Raw genomic sequence first — 17479 nt, 5'->3', positions numbered from 1 at the left:
GCATTGGTCCATCTGCTGCAGATACTACTAAAATTGCTCCGTCCATCTGTGCTGCTCCTGTAATCATGTTCTTTACATAGTCAGCATGTCCTGGACAATCTACGTGAGCATAGTGTCTTGCTTCTGTTTCATACTCTACGTGAGATGTTGCAATTGTAATTCCTCTTTCTTTTTCCTCTGGAGCATTATCAATAGTATCAAATGCTCTTACTTCTGCTCCACCATAGTTTGCCAACACATTTGTGATTGCTGCTGTTAGTGTTGTTTTTCCATGGTCAACATGTCCTATTGTTCCTATGTTAACATGTGGTTTGTTTCTTTCGAATTTTGCTTTTGCCATTTTTATTCCTCCTTGAAAATTTAACTTATTTTATGTAGCCATCAGGGTAAAACATCCGCAAAAAAGGCCTAGCGGCTGCTGGCCGAAGTGCTGTTATTATGTAATAACAGCTATATTTATTTAAATCAGAAGCAATTTAGGATTCCTAGATGTTGTGTTTTTCTAAAAATACTTCTAATTTTCTTTTGACTCTCTGTAAAGCATTATCTACCGATTTAACATGTTTATCTAAACTTTCAGCAATTTTTTGGTATGACTTCCCATCCAAATATTCTTGCAAAACATCAAATTCTAAATCACTTAACATTGAAGAAATTTCAGATTCTATTAAGTCATATGTTTCATTACTAATAAATAAAGCTTCAGGATTGGATAATTTTCCACCTTTTAGTATATCTAAAAGTGTCCTATCAGATTCTTCATCATAGATTGGCTTATTCAAAGAGATATAAGTATTTAAAGGCTGGTGCTTCTGGCGAGTAGCTGCTTTGATTGCAGTAATAATTTGCCGAGTAATACACAATTCTGCAAAAGCACGAAAAGATGCCAATCTCTCAATCTTATAATCTCGTACTGCTTTATAAAGGCCAATCATGCCTTCTTGAACAATATCTTCGCGATCAGCTCCAACTAAAAAATAAGAGCGTGATTTAGCAAGCACAAAGTTTTTATAACGTTTAATCAGAGTTTCCTGGGCTTCCATATCACCCTGATGTACTAGTTCAACTAGTTCATCATCGGACATCTGTTGATACTCTTCAAAACTGATATCATCAAAATTGAGTTCATGAGCATTCATCTTCAACCAGAATCCCCTCCCTTATCCATCACATTACTATTATACTTGCTAAAAAAACTTTCGTCAAGAATTATCTTATTGTGCGCTGACGGAAAATTTCATAGATAATAACTGCTGCTGCTACAGAAGCATTTAGAGATCCCAATTCACCATTCATAGGTATTTTAACAAGAAAATCACAATTTTCTCTAACTAACCTTCTGAGACCACTACCTTCACTACCAATAACAAGTCCTAAAGACCCGCTCAAATCAGCTTCAAAATGGGTTTTTTCTGCTGCTGCATCAGCTCCTGCAATCCAGAAATGCGCTTCTTTCAAATCCTTAATTGCATAGTTAATATTAGAAACCTTGACTAAAGGTATATGCTCAGCAGCTCCAGCTGCAGCTTTTAAGACAACCGGAGTAATCCCAACTGCTCTTCTATCCTGATAAACAACTGCATCAGCACCTGCAGCATATGCAGTCCTAATGATTGCTCCAAAATTATGAGGGTCTTTAATCTCATCCAAAATAATTACTAGAGAATCCTCATCCTTTTTTTCTTTAATTTCAATTACATCCGCTAATCCATATTCTTTTAAGGGGTCAGCTTCTGCCATCACGCCTTGATGAGCATGTGATTTTGCGTTCTCAGCCAATTTTTGTGATGAAATTCTACTAATTGGAATATTTTTTTCTGCAGCCAATTCTAAAATGTCATCTATTATAGCTGCTGAAATTTTTTCTTGAATAAAAATACGATGTATTTTTCTATGTCCTCTTAAAGCTTCATAAACTGGATTTCTTCCTTCAATCTTTGGCATTTAATTATCATTCCTTTTTTTAATTGAATCAATTCGCCCACAGGACATTTCCCCTTCTGGACAGTGACCTTCAGCTTCACATGGTGGACCAGCCTTTTCAAATAGAACTGGCGCTATTTCTTTTACTTGTTTTAGCATTTGATTAGCTAAACTTCTGATTTCCCATTGAGCTCTACTGCAGCATCTAAGACTAAAGAAGTGATATAACGAGCGGGCGTTAAATGATACCATCAAATTAGTTTTGACAGTTGGCAGTACAAATCTTGCATCTTCAGCTGGTATATCATCTGCAAGCATTTTATTATACATTTCTCTGCCTTTTTCCATCCATTCTTTATACTCTGCTGCAGCTTCTTGATTTTTAGCAATTTTAGGAGGGATAATATAATCGAAATTATCTTCTTTTACATAACGCTGAGAACGCTGGCTGTATGAAACACCAATTCTATGGCGCACTAGTTGATGACTTGCAACTCTGCTGCACACAATATGAAAATAAAAATATGTATGCTCTAAAGTTGAATAATGACCTAAACCAACAACTTTACGCACTAAATTATTCATATCTTCTTGTGACATTTTTGCTTCAAGCTCTTCGGCACCATCTTCTGAATAACATAATCGAGCTGCTAAAGCAACATTCTTTTCTGGATTTTCACTATAATTAATTAATTTTGCTTTAGGTCTTACTTCCATCATTATTCTCCTCTGTATTCTTGATTTCCCATTCGGTTCCCCGGTTAGTATCAATAACTTCTATACCAATTTCTTCTAAACGATCTCTTATAACATCTGCTTCTTCCCAATTTTCATTCTCTCTTGCCTTTTCTCTCAATTCTATTAATAAACTAACAAGTGGATCAACCAAATCATTTTCAGCTGTAGCATTTAATTCTAATTCAAATTCCAAACCCAATATTTCTGCTAATTCTAAGAAGATCTCTTCTGTTTCTTCTAAAATAGCAAAGTTTTTCTCATTTAGAGTAAAATCTTTTTGATTAATATAACTATTAATATCCCCAACTAAATCATGTAAAACTCCAATCGCCTCAGCTGTATTAAAATCATCACTTAAAGCCTCAACAAAATCATTTTTCTTTGCAATTATTTCTTCAAAAAACTCAGTATGTTCTTTAACTTCAGCTTCCGCATTAATATCAAGATTTAAAACTTTATCTAATTGACGTCTTGTATTTTTAATTCTTGCAAGTGAAGTTTTTGCTTCTGTTAATTTTTCATAAGAAAAATCAATAGGACTTCGATAATGTCTGCTTAATAGAAAATATCTAACTTCCTGTCCAGAAAATTCCTTCAATACTTCTCTACTTGTAAAAAAGTTACCCTGTGATTTTGACATTTTTTCTCCACTTAAATTTACAGTCCCATTATGCAGCCAATAGTTTACAAACTTTTGACCACTATATGCTTCCGATTGAGCAATTTCATTTTCATGATGAGGAAAAATCAAATCTACTCCACCACCATGTATATCAAAGGTCGCTCCAAGGCGTTTCATAGACATTGCAGAGCATTCTATATGCCACCCCGGCCATCCTTCTCCCCAAGGGCTGTCCCAACCCTCACCAGCTTCAACTTTTTTCCAAAGTCCAAAGTCCAATGGATTTTTCTTTTCTTCATTTACAGCTATCCTAGCTCCAGCCTGCATTTCATCTAAATTACGACCTGATAACTTGCCATAATCTTCAAAACTTTCTACACTAAAATAAACATTCCCGTTCACTTCATAAGCATAACCTTTTTCAATCAATATTTTTACCATCTCAATAATTTCATCAACATTTTCACTTACTCTTAAATATTTATCTGCTGGTTTAATATTAAATTCTCTGATATCTTCTAAAAAAGCATTGGCATACTTATCTGCTAAATCCTCTGGAGTTAGCCCTTCTTCTTTTGATCTTTTTACAATTTTTTCATTAATATCAGTAAAATTAGAAATATAATCAACTTCATAACCTAAATATTCAAGAAATCTTCTGATTACATCATAATTGATAGCACTTCGAATATGTCCTATATGGGAATAATTTTGAACAGTTAATCCACAAACATACATCTTCACCTCTCCTGCTTCTACTGTTTCAAATTTTTCCTTTTCACCTGTTAAAGTATTATATACTCTTAGCATTTTTTCACTCCTTTCTTTTTTGTTAAGTCTTTTTTTAATCTAAGATCTTAAATTAGTTTATTTAATTTTTTTAAAAAAGAGCCTTCTCCTTGCGAGAAGACTCTTTCGATTGTAACTATTTTAATAGTTTTGTGCCAATTCTAAAGCAGTATCTAATCTTCTAGCAACTTCTTCTGCACCAAAAATAGAAATTACACTTGTCATCTCAGGACCAGAACCTTTGCCGGTTATAGCTAATCTAGTTGGATGATAAATAGTTCTTCCTCCTACATCAAGCTCGTTTTTTAGCTCTTTGAAAATTTCCCCAACCGTCTCTTCTGTCAGTTCTTCACGTGCAAAAGCTTTTTCTTTTAAAGTATCAAACACTAACTTTACATCATCACCTTTAAATTCCTCAGCAGCTTCAGCAGGTTCAGCAAACTCTATCTCAGTTAAGAAAAGCTCAGCTTCTTCAGGGATTTGAGACAAATAGTCAACACCTGTCCTTGTTTCATCAATAACTTTAGACAACCATTCTCTGTTATTTTCTATATATTCCTTATCTACCAATCCTGATTCAAGCAAAAAAGGCAGTGCTAATTCAACTATTCTATCCAAGTTGGCTGCTCGAATATATTTGCCGTTCATCCAGTTTAATTTTTCTCTATCAAATACAGCCCCACTTTTATTTACATCTTCAATATCAAAGCGCTCTATAATTTCTGCCTGTGAAAGAATTTCTTCTTCATCACCAGAGGACCAACCTAAAAGTGCCATGAAATTAAATAAAGCCTCAGGTAAATAACCCTGCTCTCTAAATTCACCAATATATACAGAGTCTTTACCTCTCTTTTTAAGTTTAGCTTTGTTTTCATCTAAAATTAATGGTAAATGTGCAAATTTTGGTAGCTCAAAATCTAAAGCTTCGTAGATCAAAATTTGTTTAGGTGTATTCGAAAGATGATCTTCTCCTCTAATTACATGTGAAATTTTCATTAATGCATCATCAATTACTACTGCAAAATTATAAGTAGGCATTCCATCTGACTTAAAAATTATAAAATCATCTAGCACAGATGAACTAAAACTGACATTGCCTCTAATTAAATCTTCAACAATAATCTCTCTTTCTTCTTCAGGTAGTTTAAAACGTAGAACCGGTTTTCTACCTTCTGCCTCATAAGCTTTTCGCTCTTCCTCGCTCAAGTTGCGGCATGAGCCATCATAACGAGGCATTTCATCATTATCTATAGCTTTCTGTCTCATTTCATCAAGTTCATCTTTAGTACAATAACATTTATATGCATAACCAGATTCTAATAATTTATCAGCATATTCTTGATAAAGATCAATTCTTTCAGTCTGACGATAAGGACCATAATCTCCACCAATTCCTACACCTTCATCTGCATCAAGACCAAGCCATTCCATTTCTTGAATAATAATATCTTCAAATTCTTTAGTTGATCTAGCCTGATCTGTATCTTCAATTCTTAAAACTAGCTCTCCGTCTTTCTGTTTAGTAACTAACCAGTTAAATAATGCTGTGCGCATATTACCAATATGAATCTTCCCAGTTGGACTTGGGGGAAAACGTAATCTTATGTTATTACTCATAACCTTATAATTCCTCCTAATAAATTAAAATATATTATATTACACTAGTACCAACAGTTAATTGTTCTGGTCCATCTACTAAAGCATGGCCAAATTTACCAAAAATAGCTACAGAAATATGTCCATCTCCACGAACTACTGCAATCTTAAAGCCTCCACCTAAACCAGGATTTACAAGTGCTAACTGACTATATGCATCTTTTACTGCATTAGAAACGGCCATTTTTTCGCGAGAATTTTCATTAATAACACCTCGAGCAATTGCTGCCACAGTAGTGCTTTCTCGTAGTTTAATTGGTAACTTTTCTGCACTAGCGCCAGTTTGAGTGATTGCACCTCGATAACTATAACCTTCAATCTTTTTTAACCAATATTCTTCATAATCTCTACTTCTAGTCATTGACAAATAAATTGCTGAACTCTCAGGAGTTATCGTTCTTTTTTCCATTGCCCTTTCTTCTTCTTCATCTTTTAAATAACCATAAACTATATCTTCAGAAGTAACGACTCCAACTAATTCATTTTTATTATTATAGACAGGCAAACCCCCAATATGATTTTCAGAAAGTTTTTTTGCCGCCTCTTGAACTGTGTTTTTTTCGTTAATTATTATTAAATCATCTGACATAAAATTACTTATCGAAGCTTCTAATTCTCTTTCTGATATTATATCTCCATCTGTCAGCATTCCGACTAATTCATCATTTTCTACAACTAACAATCTTCCAATTTTATTTATTGAAAGCATTTTTTCTGCTTCCAAAATTGTTGCATCAGGCGCAATAGTTATTGGATGAGTTGTCATTATATCTTTTACTAGCATCATTTAATACTCCCTTCCATTTTCAATGTCTCAAAAAACTGCCATAATTTACTTTCTACAACACTTACAACAGCAAAAGCTGCCATTCCTTCTTCACGACCAGTAAACCCCATTTTTTCATTTGTGGTTGCTTTAAAATTGATTCTATTTTTATCGATCCCTAAATTTCCTGCAATCGATGAAACAATTCTATCACGATAGGGTTTTAATTTCGGTTTTTCTGCTACAACTACTAAATCACAATTATTAACTACAAATTTTTTCTTTTCAACTTCTTGTTTTACTTCAGACAAAAGTTTTAAACTACTTATATTTTTATATTGAGCTTCATCATCTGGGAAATGAGTGCCAATGTCACCACTTCCAATAGCTCCCAACAGAGCATCCATTAAAGCGTGCAGTAAAACATCTGCATCAGAATGTCCTTGAAGTCCATAATCTGAGTTGATTTTTACTCCACCCAAAAAAAGTTTTCTATCTTTTGCAAAACGATGACTGTCATAAGCAAAGCCAACTTTAAACATCAAGTTCTCTCCTTTAAAATCATTTCCGCAGGTTTTAAGTCTTCTGGAGTAGTAATCTTAAAATTGTTATAATCACCATTAACAATATAAACCTTCTCACCAAATTCTTCAACTAATGAAGCATCATCTAACGCTTTATTTTTTCCAGTTTTTTTATGTGCTTTCATTATTAAATCTAATTTAAAAGCCTGTGGGGTTTGAATTGCTCTTAAAGAATTACGGTCAAGTGTTTCTTTTGAAAAAGAATCTTCAACAATTTTGATTGTATCTTTTACCCGAACGCCACAGCTAACCGCATTGTATTTCAGTACTGCTTGATAACATTTTTCAATTAACTCTGTCCGCAGCATTGGTCTTGCACCATCATGTATTATAACATAATTGACTTCTTCACTAAAGTTTTTTAAACCATTATTTACTGATTGTTTTCGGCTATTTCCACCCGCTATTAAATTTAATTTTTGAGGTGAACAAGAAAATAACGGACTTAAATTTTTTTTAAAATAATCAAATTCATTTGAGGCTAAAACAATATTAATTTCAAGATCATCTCGCCAATCAAGAAAACTTTTTATAGTATAATATAAAATTGGTTTCCCAAGCAATTTCAAAAATTGTTTGTTTATGTTTTTCCCCATTCTACTACCTCTACCGGCAGCAGGTATTAAAACACCAATTTCAGACATCAAAACCATCCTTTAATTACTTTTTAGGTCGAGCAAAAATCATTCTTCCCGCAGCCGTTTGCAGAATGCTTGTAACTAGAACTGAGATATCCTCTCCCAGATATTTAATACCTTCTTCGATAACAATCATAGTTCCATCATCAAGGTATGCAACTCCCTGACCATTTTCTTTACCTTCTTTAATTACTTTAACATCCATTTCTTCCCCTGGTAGTACAACTGGTTTAACTGCATTAGCAAGCTCATTAATATTTAAAACTTTAACCCCCTGTAATTCGGCAACTTTGTTCAAATTGTAATCATTTGTTAAAACTTTGGCAGAGCTTAACTGCGCCAATTTAACTAGTTTACTATCAACTTCAGATATTTCTTCAAAATCATGATCAATTATTTCTACCTGTATATCAGAATCATTCTGCATCTGTCTTAAAATATCGAGTCCTCGACGGCCACGATTTCTTTTTAAGTCATCAGCTGAGTCTGCAATATGCTGAAGTTCTTCTAAAACAAATTCCGGAATAATAAAATTACCTTCTATAAATCCGGTTTTACATATATCATAAATTCTCCCGTCAATAATAACGCTTGTATCTAAAATTTTATCACTACCTGTTTTATCTTCAGGAGTTTCTGAGGTTCCTTTTTTTCTAGAAAATAAAAAAGATTCTATATCCTTTGCTTTATGAACAGCAAGTGCGAATCCCATATAAATAAAAGTAATATTAACAAAAATTTGTAGAGGCATTCCAATTCGAGGTATCTTAGGAATAGAAAATATAAAATTTATAATAGCACCAGTTATAAGCCCAATTATAAGACCAATTACTACTATTAAAACTTTTTTCCAACTTAACTCTTTAAATTTTAATTCAAAGCCCATAATAAACTCTAAAAGTTTATTTAAAGAATAAAAAATAAGAAAATAGCCTAATACTGCTCCTAATAATATAGCATAAAACTGTGTTGTTAAAAAGAATGCTCCAATGTTTTCCCAGCTATATGAATAATCACTTGCTAATCCAAAAATATCTATTAAATTATATGCAATAACACCACCAAAAACCCCAAAAATTAAGCGCATTACTTTTTTTAGCATTGTCTTCACCCCCTTCCGAAAAAAATCTTCAATTAGGACTCAAGATCTTCTTCGTCAAGTGTAAATAAATCATCCATTTTTTCGGAAATGCTTTCTTCATCCAATCCTTTTGCTAACACAAGTTCACTAATTAAAATTTGTCTAGCATTACTCAACATCTTCTTTTCCCCAGTGGAAAGACCCTTTTCTCTATCTCTAATACTTAAATTTCTAACAACTTCTGCCACTTCAAATATATCGCCAGTTTTTAATTTCTCCTGATTAGCCCGAAAACGGCGATTCCAATTTTGTGACATTTTGCTTTTTTCTCCATTTAATAATTCAAAAACTTCATCTGCTTTTTCTTCAGTAATTACATCTCTAATTCCAATTTTATCAATTTTATCAACAGGAATCATAACTTTCATTTCTCCAATAGGAAGTTTCATTATATAATATTCTTTCTTTTCATCTAAAATAGTCTTAGTCTCAATACCAACAATGGTTCCTGCACCATGATTAGGATAAACGACTTTGTCACCAATTTTATACATCTTATCCACTCCTCTTTTATGAAAGCAATAAAAATCCACCTTATAATTATACCATTTTAAAAAGCTACAGTCAATTTGTACACTTTTTGAATTAAGCTTATAACGAAGTGTATTAAAATTTTAAATATGCCTATCAAGTAATACCTGATCTCTAAGCCGACGCAATCCATCTTTAATTGCTTGAGCTCTTACTTCACCAATACCATCAACATCATCTAATTCATCTACTGAAGCTCGGATGATTGCCTGAAGATTTTCAAAATAATCAACTAAATTTTCAATAACTGGCATTGGTAACCTGGGTATTTTTCTCATAATCCTATAACCACGTGGTGAAACTGTTTCATCCAATGCATTAAGACTACCACTATAACCAAGGGCTTTACTAATTGTATTTAAAGTTAAAATTTCATCAGAAGACCAATCTGTTAAACTTTCTAATACTTTTTCAGGATCAGAGGTGTCTTCTTCTAATTCCTCTGAAATGTAATCTTCAATAAGTAGAATACCTTCTTCCCTAACATTGTTTACAAGTTCTTCCAGCTGCATTTTAATTAATCTACCTTCAGATCCTAATTCAGAAATATATTTTTCAATTTCACGCTGGATTTTTAAAACCATCTCAGTTCTCTGAATTACAGTTACCACATCTGAGAGTGTTACTAAATCTTCAAACTCTAGAGCACTTAAGTTAGTAAGGGCCTGATCAAAAACTGATCGATATTTTTCCAGGGTTTGAATAGCTTGATTTGCTTTAACTAACACTACTCTTATATCCTCTAAAATATGTTTGGAATCCCCTTTATAAATAGTGATAATTGATCTTCTCTGAGAAATTGCAATTACTAATTCCCCAGTCTGTAGTGCAACTCTTTCTGCAGTTTTATGTCTTGTTCCAGTTTCTGAAGATTTAATTGTGTGATCAGGGATTAATTGAGCATTTGCAAATAATATATTTTCAGCATCTTGATCTAAAACAATTGCACCGTCCATTTTTGCAAGTTCATATAGACGTGCAGGTGAAAGTGGTGTTTCAATTTGAAAACCATCATTTACTAAATCCATCACTTCTTCTTTATCACTAACAACAATCAAACCACCAGTTTGTGCTCTTAAAATATTTTCAAGTCCATCTCTGAAAACTGTTCCAGGCGCCAAGACTTTTAAAATATCTAATAATTTCTCATCAATTTCTTCCATTGCTTCACCCCTTCCAATTATAAGTATTTTTTTATTTTATAATTATTTTTACAAATTCAGATATATCTTTAACAGCATCGATTTTTATATCTGGATCAAAGGCGATATTTTTAGCATTTCCCGCTGGAATGACAACTTTTTTAAATGATAATTTTTTTAACTCATTAATTCTCTTTTCTATCTGTCCGACAGCTCGAACTTCACCGCCAAGTCCAACTTCCCCAATTACAGCTAAATCATTATCTAATGAAATATCTTTATAACTAGATATCACTGCAGCTATTATAGCCAAATCAAGTCCTGGCTCTTCTACATTAATCCCTCCAGTAATATTAAGATTAACATCAAACTCTTTAAAATTAGCTCCTAAACGCTTTTCTAAAACTGCTAAAAGCAATGACAAGCGTTTATGATTTACACCTTTAGCCAAACGCTGTGGAGAAGGAAAAGCAGCATCAGTGACAAGAGATTGTACTTCCACCAAAAGAACTCGACTACCTTCCAATGCTGGGGTAATAATTGAACCAGATACATCTGCAGATCTCTCATTTATAAAAAAGCTAGAAGGATTTGCTACTTCTTCTATGCCCTTTTCTTTCATTTCAAAAACTCCAATTTCATTTGTTGAGCCAAACCTATTTTTTTTAGCTCTTAGCATTCTATACATATGATAATTATCGCCTTCAAACTGCAGTACCGTATCAACTAAATGTTCTAAAACCCTTGGGCCAGCTAATTCGCCTTCTTTAGTAACATGACCGATTAAAACTACCGGAATTCCTGTAGTTTTAGCCAATTTAACAAGGCGGTTAGTAACCTCCTTAATTTGGGTTAAATTGCCAGGTGCAGCATCTAATTCTGGGATATGAACTGTTTGAATAGAGTCTACTACAATTAAGGAGTAATCCTTATTCTTAGAAATATGATTTTCTAAAACCATATAATCTCTTTCATCTAAAATATTAAGGTTTTCTTCCATACAATTTAAGCGTTCTGCTCGCATTTTTAATTGAGAAGCAGATTCTTCCCCAGAAAGATACAGAGTTTTCCCATATTTTTGACTAAAAAGAGAAGCCACCTGAAGTATTAGTGTTGATTTACCAATACCAGGGGCTCCACCAAGTAATATTAGAGAACCAGAAACAACACCCCCGCCGAGCACTCGATCAAGTTCAGTTATATTGGTTTTTAAACGCTGACGCTTAACCGAAGAAATCTCAGTAATCGGCTGAGGTTCTTTCTCCTCTCTATTTAAGTCATATTTATTTTTTTTGTTTTTTGATTTATCTTCAATAACCTCTTCAAAGCTATCCCAAGAACCACAATTAGAACATTTGCCCATCCAATTGACTGATTTATATCCACATTCTTGACATAGATAGTATTTTTTTGCTTTCGCCATTATCAATAGCTCCCACCTGTAAATTTAACTTATATTTACTAATAATTATATCATTTTTTACAGCATTTTACAAGAAAGGTTAATTTACTGGGAATGCCTTAACTTACTATAAAATCAAAGTCATTGTCTTCAACATCTACAGTAATTGTATTCTTTTCTTCAAATTCATGATCAAGAATTTTAATTGATAATGGATTCTCAATTTTGCGCTGTATTGCCCTTCTCAGAGGACGGGCACCAAACTCAGAATCATAACCATCTTCTGCTAATTTTGACTTAGCTGCTTCAGTCATTTTTAATTCAATATCTTTTTCTTTTAATCTATCTCTTAAATCTTCGAGCATTAAATCAACGATTTTCTTAATATGCTCTTTATTTAAAGAGTGGAAAACTATAATTTCATCTAATCTATTTAAAAATTCAGGTCTAAATGTTTTTCTAAGCTGTGATATAACATTATCTTTCATTCTATCATAGCTTGCTTCTTCATCATTTTCGGTTTTAAAACCTAATTGTGACTGCTTTTCTATAAAATCAGCACCAACATTAGAAGTCATGATAACAATTGTATTTTTGAAATCAACTTTGCGACCATGTGTATCTGTCAGCACACCATCTTCTAATATTTGAAGAAGCACATTAAACACATCAGGATGTGCTTTTTCTATTTCATCAAATAAAATAACAGAATATGGCCTTCTTCTAACAGGCTCTGTTAACTGACCACCTTCGTCATGCCCAACATATCCTGGAGGTGATCCAACCAATCTTGAGACTGAGTGTTTTTCCATATATTCAGACATATCAACTCTAATCATAGCATCTTCATCATTAAACATTGTTTCTGCAAGAGTTTTAGCAAGTTCAGTTTTACCAACTCCAGTCGGGCCTAAGAAAATAAAAGAACCAATTGGTCGTTTAGGGTCTTTCAAGCCTGCTCTAGCTCTACGTACAGCCTCAGACACTGCTTTGATTGCTTCATCCTGTCCAATTACCCGCTTGTGCAGCTCATCTTCCAAGCGCAGCAGTCTTTCAGTTTCAGCTTCTTCAAGTTTGGTAACCGGAATACCTGTCCAACTGGAAACAATCTCTGCAATATCTTCAGTAGTTACAACTGCTTCAGCCTTTCCTTTTTCATTTTCCCAGTTATTTTTTAGTTCTTTTAATTCTTTTTCTAACGTTTTTTCTTTATCTCTCATTCTTGCTGCTTTTTCAAATTCTTGATTTTTAACTGCTGCTTCTTTTTCCTTTTCAGCTTCTTCTAATTTTTTGCTTAATTCTTTAAATTCAGGTGGTCTAGTACTATTGCTTAATCGAACTTTAGAAGCTGCTTCATCAATCAAATCAATTGCTTTATCAGGCAAAAAACGATCAGAAATATATCTATGCGATAATATTACAGCATCTTCGATAGCCTGATCAGTTATTTTCACCTTATGATGGGCTTCATAAGGGTCACGTAATCCTTTGAGGATATCTATTGCCTCTTCTGTAGAGTTTTCTTCTACCAATACAGATTGGAATCTTCGCTCCAAAGCTGCATCTTTTTCTATATATTTGCGATATTCATCTAATGTTGTAGCACCAATTGCCTGCAGTTCTCCTCTTGCTAAAGCAGGTTTTAAAATATTTGCAGCATCTATTGCCCCTTCCGCTGCACCAGCTCCAACTAAAGTATGCATTTCATCAATAAATAATATAATATCGCCACTTTCAATAATCTCATTCATTACTGCTTTCAGACGCTGCTCAAATTCGCCTCTATATTTGGACCCAGCTACTAAAGAGCTTAAATCAAGCGAAACCACCCTTTTATTTAACAATAGTTCAGGTACATTTTCACTTACTATCATCTGAGCTAAACCCTCAATGATAGCTGTTTTACCAACACCTGGCTCACCAATTAAAACAGGATTGTTTTTGGTTCTACGACTCAAAACCTGAATTACTCTATTTATTTCGTTATCACGTCCAATAACTGGATCTAACTTATTTTCTTTAGCCATTTCAGTTAAATCGCGGCTATATTCGTCTAAGTTTTTAGTTTTTTTATTGGCTGATTTAGATTTTTTCTTGATAGAGTTTTTACCACCAAGCAAATCAATAACTTCTTCTTTAATATTTCCTATATCACTGTTTAAATCCATTAAGATTCTGACAGCAACACCTTCACCTTCACGAATTAATCCAAGCAAAAGATGTTCTGTACCTATATAGTTATGACCCATTTTCCTAGCCTCATCCATAGCTAAATTTAAAACTTTTTTACTTCTTGGAGTTAAACCGATTGAACCCTTTACTTCATTTTGGCCCTCTCCAATCATATCTATAATTTTACTCTCAATAACTTCTTTATTCACTTTATTATCTATCAATGCTCTTGCAGCTATCCCCTGACCTTCAGCAATTAAGCCATAAAGAATATGCTCTGTTCCAACATAACTGTGTTTAAGTTTTAAAGCCTCTTGTTCAGCAATACTTAAAACTTTTCTCGCTCTTTCCGTAAATTTTGCAAACATATATTTTCACTCCTTATTTAATTCATTTCTAATAATTTTAGCTCTTTTAATATTCAATTCTTCAATATCTAATTTTTCTTTCGAATCATATTGCAAATGTGCATTCTTAATTTTAAATAACAATTTAGAAAATAAGTTTTTATCTAGTTTTTCTTCAATTAAATTTGTATCCTGCCCAAATTTTATTCTGGATAAATATTTCAAAGCTTCAGATTGATCTAAATGATAAGCATATTTTAAAACTCCAAATGATCTTAAAACATTATCTTTTAATTTCAAAAAATTATTTTCTAACAAATATTCCCGACTTTTTCTTTCTTCGGCTATAATTTGTTTGATAACGCTTTCTAATTTCTCAATAATTTCCTTTTCACTAAAACCTAATGTTATTTGATTTGAAATCTGAAATAGTTCAGCTTCACTATTGCTTCCTTCGCCAGAAACACCTCTTACAGTTAAACCAAATTTACCTACAGCTCCTAATATGTTGTCAATCTTGCCGCTCAATACCAATGCAGGTAAATGACACATTACCGAAGCTCTTAAGGCAGTTCCAATATTAGTTGGGCAACTAGTTAAATAACCCCATTTTTTAGAAAAAGCGTAATCTAAATTTTCTTCTAATTGTTCATCAAGATTATTAATCTCATTCCAAATATTATTAAATTCAAGACCTGGCTTTAAAATTTGGATTCTTAAATGATCTTCTTCGTTAATCATTATTGATATATTTTTTTCATTATTTAAAAACAAAGCTCTAGCATTAGGATATTGAACATGATTTCTACTAATCAGATATTCTTCGTGCAAAACATTTCTTTCTATTTCATTTAAATTGTCCATTAAATAAAAATCATAGTTTTGATCCTTTAAATAAAATATCTTATCCCTTAAATAGTTAATTACTTTTGTTTTTTCCTTTATATCACTTCTATTTGGAAATTTATATTCTTTTAAGTTCCTGGCTAATCTTATTCTGGAACTTAAAACAACATCTTTTTCTTCACCATTTTCAATTTGCCAGTTATTTATTATATTATTCTGCATTACAATTTTCCTCCATGTTCACTTCAATAGCATGGATTTCATCTCTAATTTCAGCAGCTTTTTCAAAATTTTCTTTATCAACAGCTATTTTCATTTTCTTCTTTAATTCATTAATTTCTGATTCAAATTTTATTTTATTTCTGAATGATAAAGGGAATTTCCCAGTATGTTGAGTATTACCGTGAATTCTCTTGAAAAGCTGTTCTAACTTATCTTTAAATGTTTCATAACAATTTGCACAGCCAAAAAAACCTTTTTTAGTAAATTCTTGATAACTCAAACCACAATTTTTGCAGACTAGATTCTGTGATTGATTATCTTTATACAGTGAAGAATTTGGGCTTGTTAAATGTTGATTTAAAATACCTGATAATAAACTTTGGAAACTTAAATTATCATCTATATTTAACTTGCTCCTTTTTTGAGCACATTCTTCACATAAATGCATCTCTGTTTTTTCTCCATTAATAATCCTTGTTAAATGGACAGAGGCTTCTCTTTCTCCACATCTATCACAGATCATAGCTAGTCCTCCTTAACTTTAAAAATAACTTCTAACATATTTTTTAATATTCTTCCTCTTAAATAATCGCGTTCTGGTAAAGAAATTCCCAGAACATTACGATGAACTGCTTTTTCCATCAGATAAGATTCTCTTTCAGAAATTAGTTCATTATCATATAATCTTTTAATAATTCCATGAGCTTCTTTCTGAGTGATAACGTGATCCAATTTATTGATAACTTCTTGAATTACTTCTTTATTAGAATCAAGAGTCACTCTAATAATCCTTATAAAACCTCCACCACCACGTTGACTTTCTACTACATATCCTTTTTCTATGGTAAATCTTGTGTCTAAAACATAATTTATTTGAGAAGGAGCACAATCAAAATTTTCAGCTAATTGATTTCTTTTAATCTTTACTTTTCCCTGATATTTAGAAATTTGTTTTCTTAAGTATCTTTCTATTTGGTCAGATAAACTAGACATTCTCTCCCCCTCCTAACTTTGACTTATTTTGACCTTTAACATTATAATACTACAAATTAAAAAAATTGCAAGTAAATTATCACACAAAAAAAACATCCACCTAAAGTGAATGCTTAAATAATAAACTATATAAAATAAAAAAAAGACCTTTTAAGGTCTATAAAAAATGGCTCCCCGAGCAAGACTCGAACTTGCGACAAGATGATTAACAGTCATCTGCTCTACCAACTGAGCTATCGGGGATTATAAAAAAGGACCGGCAGCGACCTACTCTCCCACATCGTTACCAATGCAGTACCATAGGCGCTGGAGGACTTAACTTTTGTGTTCGAGATGGGAACAAGTGTTGCCCCTCCGCAATTACCACCGGAAATATTCGATTTACTCTGCTCTTATCTCTTGATCTTTAAGAGAAAAGCCAACAGAATTTCTGTTTTAATTTCAGACCTTATTAATTGGTCTTTGCAATTAAAACTGTACAATCAAAGATACATATAGGAAATAATGATTAAGCCCTCGATCTATTAGTACCAGTTAGCTTAATGTATTACTACACTTACACCTCTGGCCTATCTACCTTATCATCTTTAAGGGATCTTACCTTCTTAACAAAGTGAGATACCTAATCTTGAAGTCTGTTTCACGCTTAGATGCTTTCAGCGCTTATCTTTTCCACACTTAGCTACTCAGCTATGCTCCTGGTGGAACAACTGATTCACCATCGGTGTGTCCATCCCGGTCCTCTCGTACTGGGGACAGCTCTTCTCAAGTATCTTTCGCCTGCGACGGATAGGGACCGAACTGTCTCACGACGTTCTGAACCCAGCTCGCGTACCGCTTTAATTGGCGAACAGCCAAACCCTTGGAACCTGCTTCAGCTCCAGGATGCGATGAGCCGACATCGAGGTGCCAAACCTCCCCGTCGATGTGAACTCTTGGGGGAGATAAGCCTGTTATCCCCGGGGTA

General features: G+C 33.0%; 17 protein-coding genes, 1 tRNA gene and 2 rRNA genes. All 20 read right to left on the bottom strand.

The genetic code is table 11. The annotated features are described in order from the left end of the window. Positions 1-340, bottom strand: a 340-nt coding sequence (locus HSACCH_RS07460) for a GTP-binding protein (RefSeq protein WP_040477239.1), incomplete at its 3' end; no start/stop codon positions are given. A gap of 145 nt (positions 341-485) precedes the next feature. After that, a complete protein-coding gene (sigH, locus tag HSACCH_RS07455; protein WP_407635730.1) occupies positions 486-1139 on the bottom strand; it encodes an RNA polymerase sporulation sigma factor SigH in 654 nt (217 codons plus the stop codon). A 70-nt stretch (positions 1140-1209) separates the two neighbouring features. Then, a complete protein-coding gene (rlmB, locus tag HSACCH_RS07450) occupies positions 1210-1944 on the bottom strand; it encodes a 23S rRNA (guanosine(2251)-2'-O)-methyltransferase RlmB (protein ID WP_005488940.1) in 735 nt (244 codons plus the stop codon). Beyond that, positions 1945-2640, bottom strand: a complete 696-nt coding sequence (gene thyX, locus HSACCH_RS07445) for an FAD-dependent thymidylate synthase (RefSeq protein ID WP_005488939.1) — start codon at positions 2638-2640, stop codon at positions 1945-1947. Continuing rightward, a complete protein-coding gene (cysS, locus tag HSACCH_RS07440) occupies positions 2624-4093 on the bottom strand; it encodes a cysteine--tRNA ligase (protein WP_005488938.1) in 1470 nt (489 codons plus the stop codon). Before cysS ends, thyX begins: the two co-directional genes overlap by 17 nt. A gap of 120 nt (positions 4094-4213) precedes the next feature. After that, positions 4214-5689, bottom strand: a complete 1476-nt coding sequence (gene gltX, locus HSACCH_RS07435; RefSeq protein ID WP_005488935.1) for a glutamate--tRNA ligase — start codon at positions 5687-5689, stop codon at positions 4214-4216. Positions 5690-5723: 34 nt separating this feature from the next. Beyond that, on the bottom strand, positions 5724-6515 hold the full coding sequence (locus HSACCH_RS07430; protein WP_040477238.1) for a HutP family protein: 792 nt from the start codon (positions 6513-6515) through the stop codon (positions 5724-5726). Then, a complete protein-coding gene (gene ispF / locus HSACCH_RS07425; RefSeq protein WP_005488933.1) occupies positions 6512-7036 on the bottom strand; it encodes a 2-C-methyl-D-erythritol 2,4-cyclodiphosphate synthase in 525 nt (174 codons plus the stop codon). Before ispF ends, HSACCH_RS07430 begins: the two co-directional genes overlap by 4 nt. Further along, positions 7036-7722 carry a 2-C-methyl-D-erythritol 4-phosphate cytidylyltransferase gene (gene ispD, locus HSACCH_RS07420; RefSeq protein WP_005488932.1) on the bottom strand — a complete coding sequence of 229 codons (687 nt, stop codon included), beginning with the start codon at positions 7720-7722 and terminating at the stop codon, positions 7036-7038. The genes ispF and ispD overlap by 1 nt, the downstream gene beginning before the upstream one ends. Positions 7723-7738: 16 nt before the next feature. After that, positions 7739-8818: a PIN/TRAM domain-containing protein gene (locus HSACCH_RS07415; RefSeq protein WP_005488931.1), complete on the bottom strand. Its 1080-nt coding sequence runs from the start codon at positions 8816-8818 to the stop codon at positions 7739-7741. A gap of 32 nt (positions 8819-8850) precedes the next feature. After that, on the bottom strand, positions 8851-9351 hold the full coding sequence (locus HSACCH_RS07410; protein ID WP_005488929.1) for a CarD family transcriptional regulator: 501 nt from the start codon (positions 9349-9351) through the stop codon (positions 8851-8853). Between the two features lie 120 nt (positions 9352-9471). Beyond that, on the bottom strand, positions 9472-10551 hold the full coding sequence (gene disA, locus HSACCH_RS07405; RefSeq protein ID WP_005488928.1) for a DNA integrity scanning diadenylate cyclase DisA: 1080 nt from the start codon (positions 10549-10551) through the stop codon (positions 9472-9474). Between the two features lie 31 nt (positions 10552-10582). Next, positions 10583-11953, bottom strand: a complete 1371-nt coding sequence (radA, locus tag HSACCH_RS07400; RefSeq protein ID WP_040477237.1) for a DNA repair protein RadA — start codon at positions 11951-11953, stop codon at positions 10583-10585. A 98-nt stretch (positions 11954-12051) separates the two neighbouring features. Then, entirely contained in the window at positions 12052-14472 is a 2421-nt protein-coding gene (locus HSACCH_RS07395) for an ATP-dependent Clp protease ATP-binding subunit (protein ID WP_005488926.1), read from the bottom strand. A gap of 6 nt (positions 14473-14478) precedes the next feature. Continuing rightward, positions 14479-15519 (bottom strand): protein arginine kinase, encoded by a 1041-nt coding sequence (locus tag HSACCH_RS07390; protein WP_005488925.1) that lies wholly within the window; start codon positions 15517-15519, stop codon positions 14479-14481. Continuing rightward, entirely contained in the window at positions 15509-16042 is a 534-nt protein-coding gene (locus HSACCH_RS07385) for a protein-arginine kinase activator protein McsA (RefSeq protein WP_005488923.1), read from the bottom strand. The genes HSACCH_RS07390 and HSACCH_RS07385 overlap by 11 nt, the downstream gene beginning before the upstream one ends. A gap of 2 nt (positions 16043-16044) precedes the next feature. Continuing rightward, positions 16045-16512 carry a CtsR family transcriptional regulator gene (locus HSACCH_RS07380; protein WP_005488922.1) on the bottom strand — a complete coding sequence of 156 codons (468 nt, stop codon included), beginning with the start codon at positions 16510-16512 and terminating at the stop codon, positions 16045-16047. Positions 16513-16679: 167 nt separating this feature from the next. Then, positions 16680-16755: transfer RNA gene (locus HSACCH_RS07375), tRNA-Asn, on the bottom strand. An 11-nt stretch (positions 16756-16766) separates the two neighbouring features. After that, positions 16767-16883: ribosomal RNA gene (gene rrf / locus HSACCH_RS07370) — 5S ribosomal RNA — on the bottom strand. Between the two features lie 133 nt (positions 16884-17016). Beyond that, a 23S ribosomal RNA gene (locus HSACCH_RS07365) occupies positions 17017-17479 on the bottom strand; the annotation flags it as partial.

It is taken from the genome of Halanaerobium saccharolyticum subsp. saccharolyticum DSM 6643 (assembly GCF_000350165.1).
GTDB classification, from domain to species: Bacteria; Bacillota; Halanaerobiia; order Halanaerobiales; family Halanaerobiaceae; genus Halanaerobium; species Halanaerobium saccharolyticum.
This window is presented reverse-complemented; position numbering and strand designations above follow the sequence as displayed.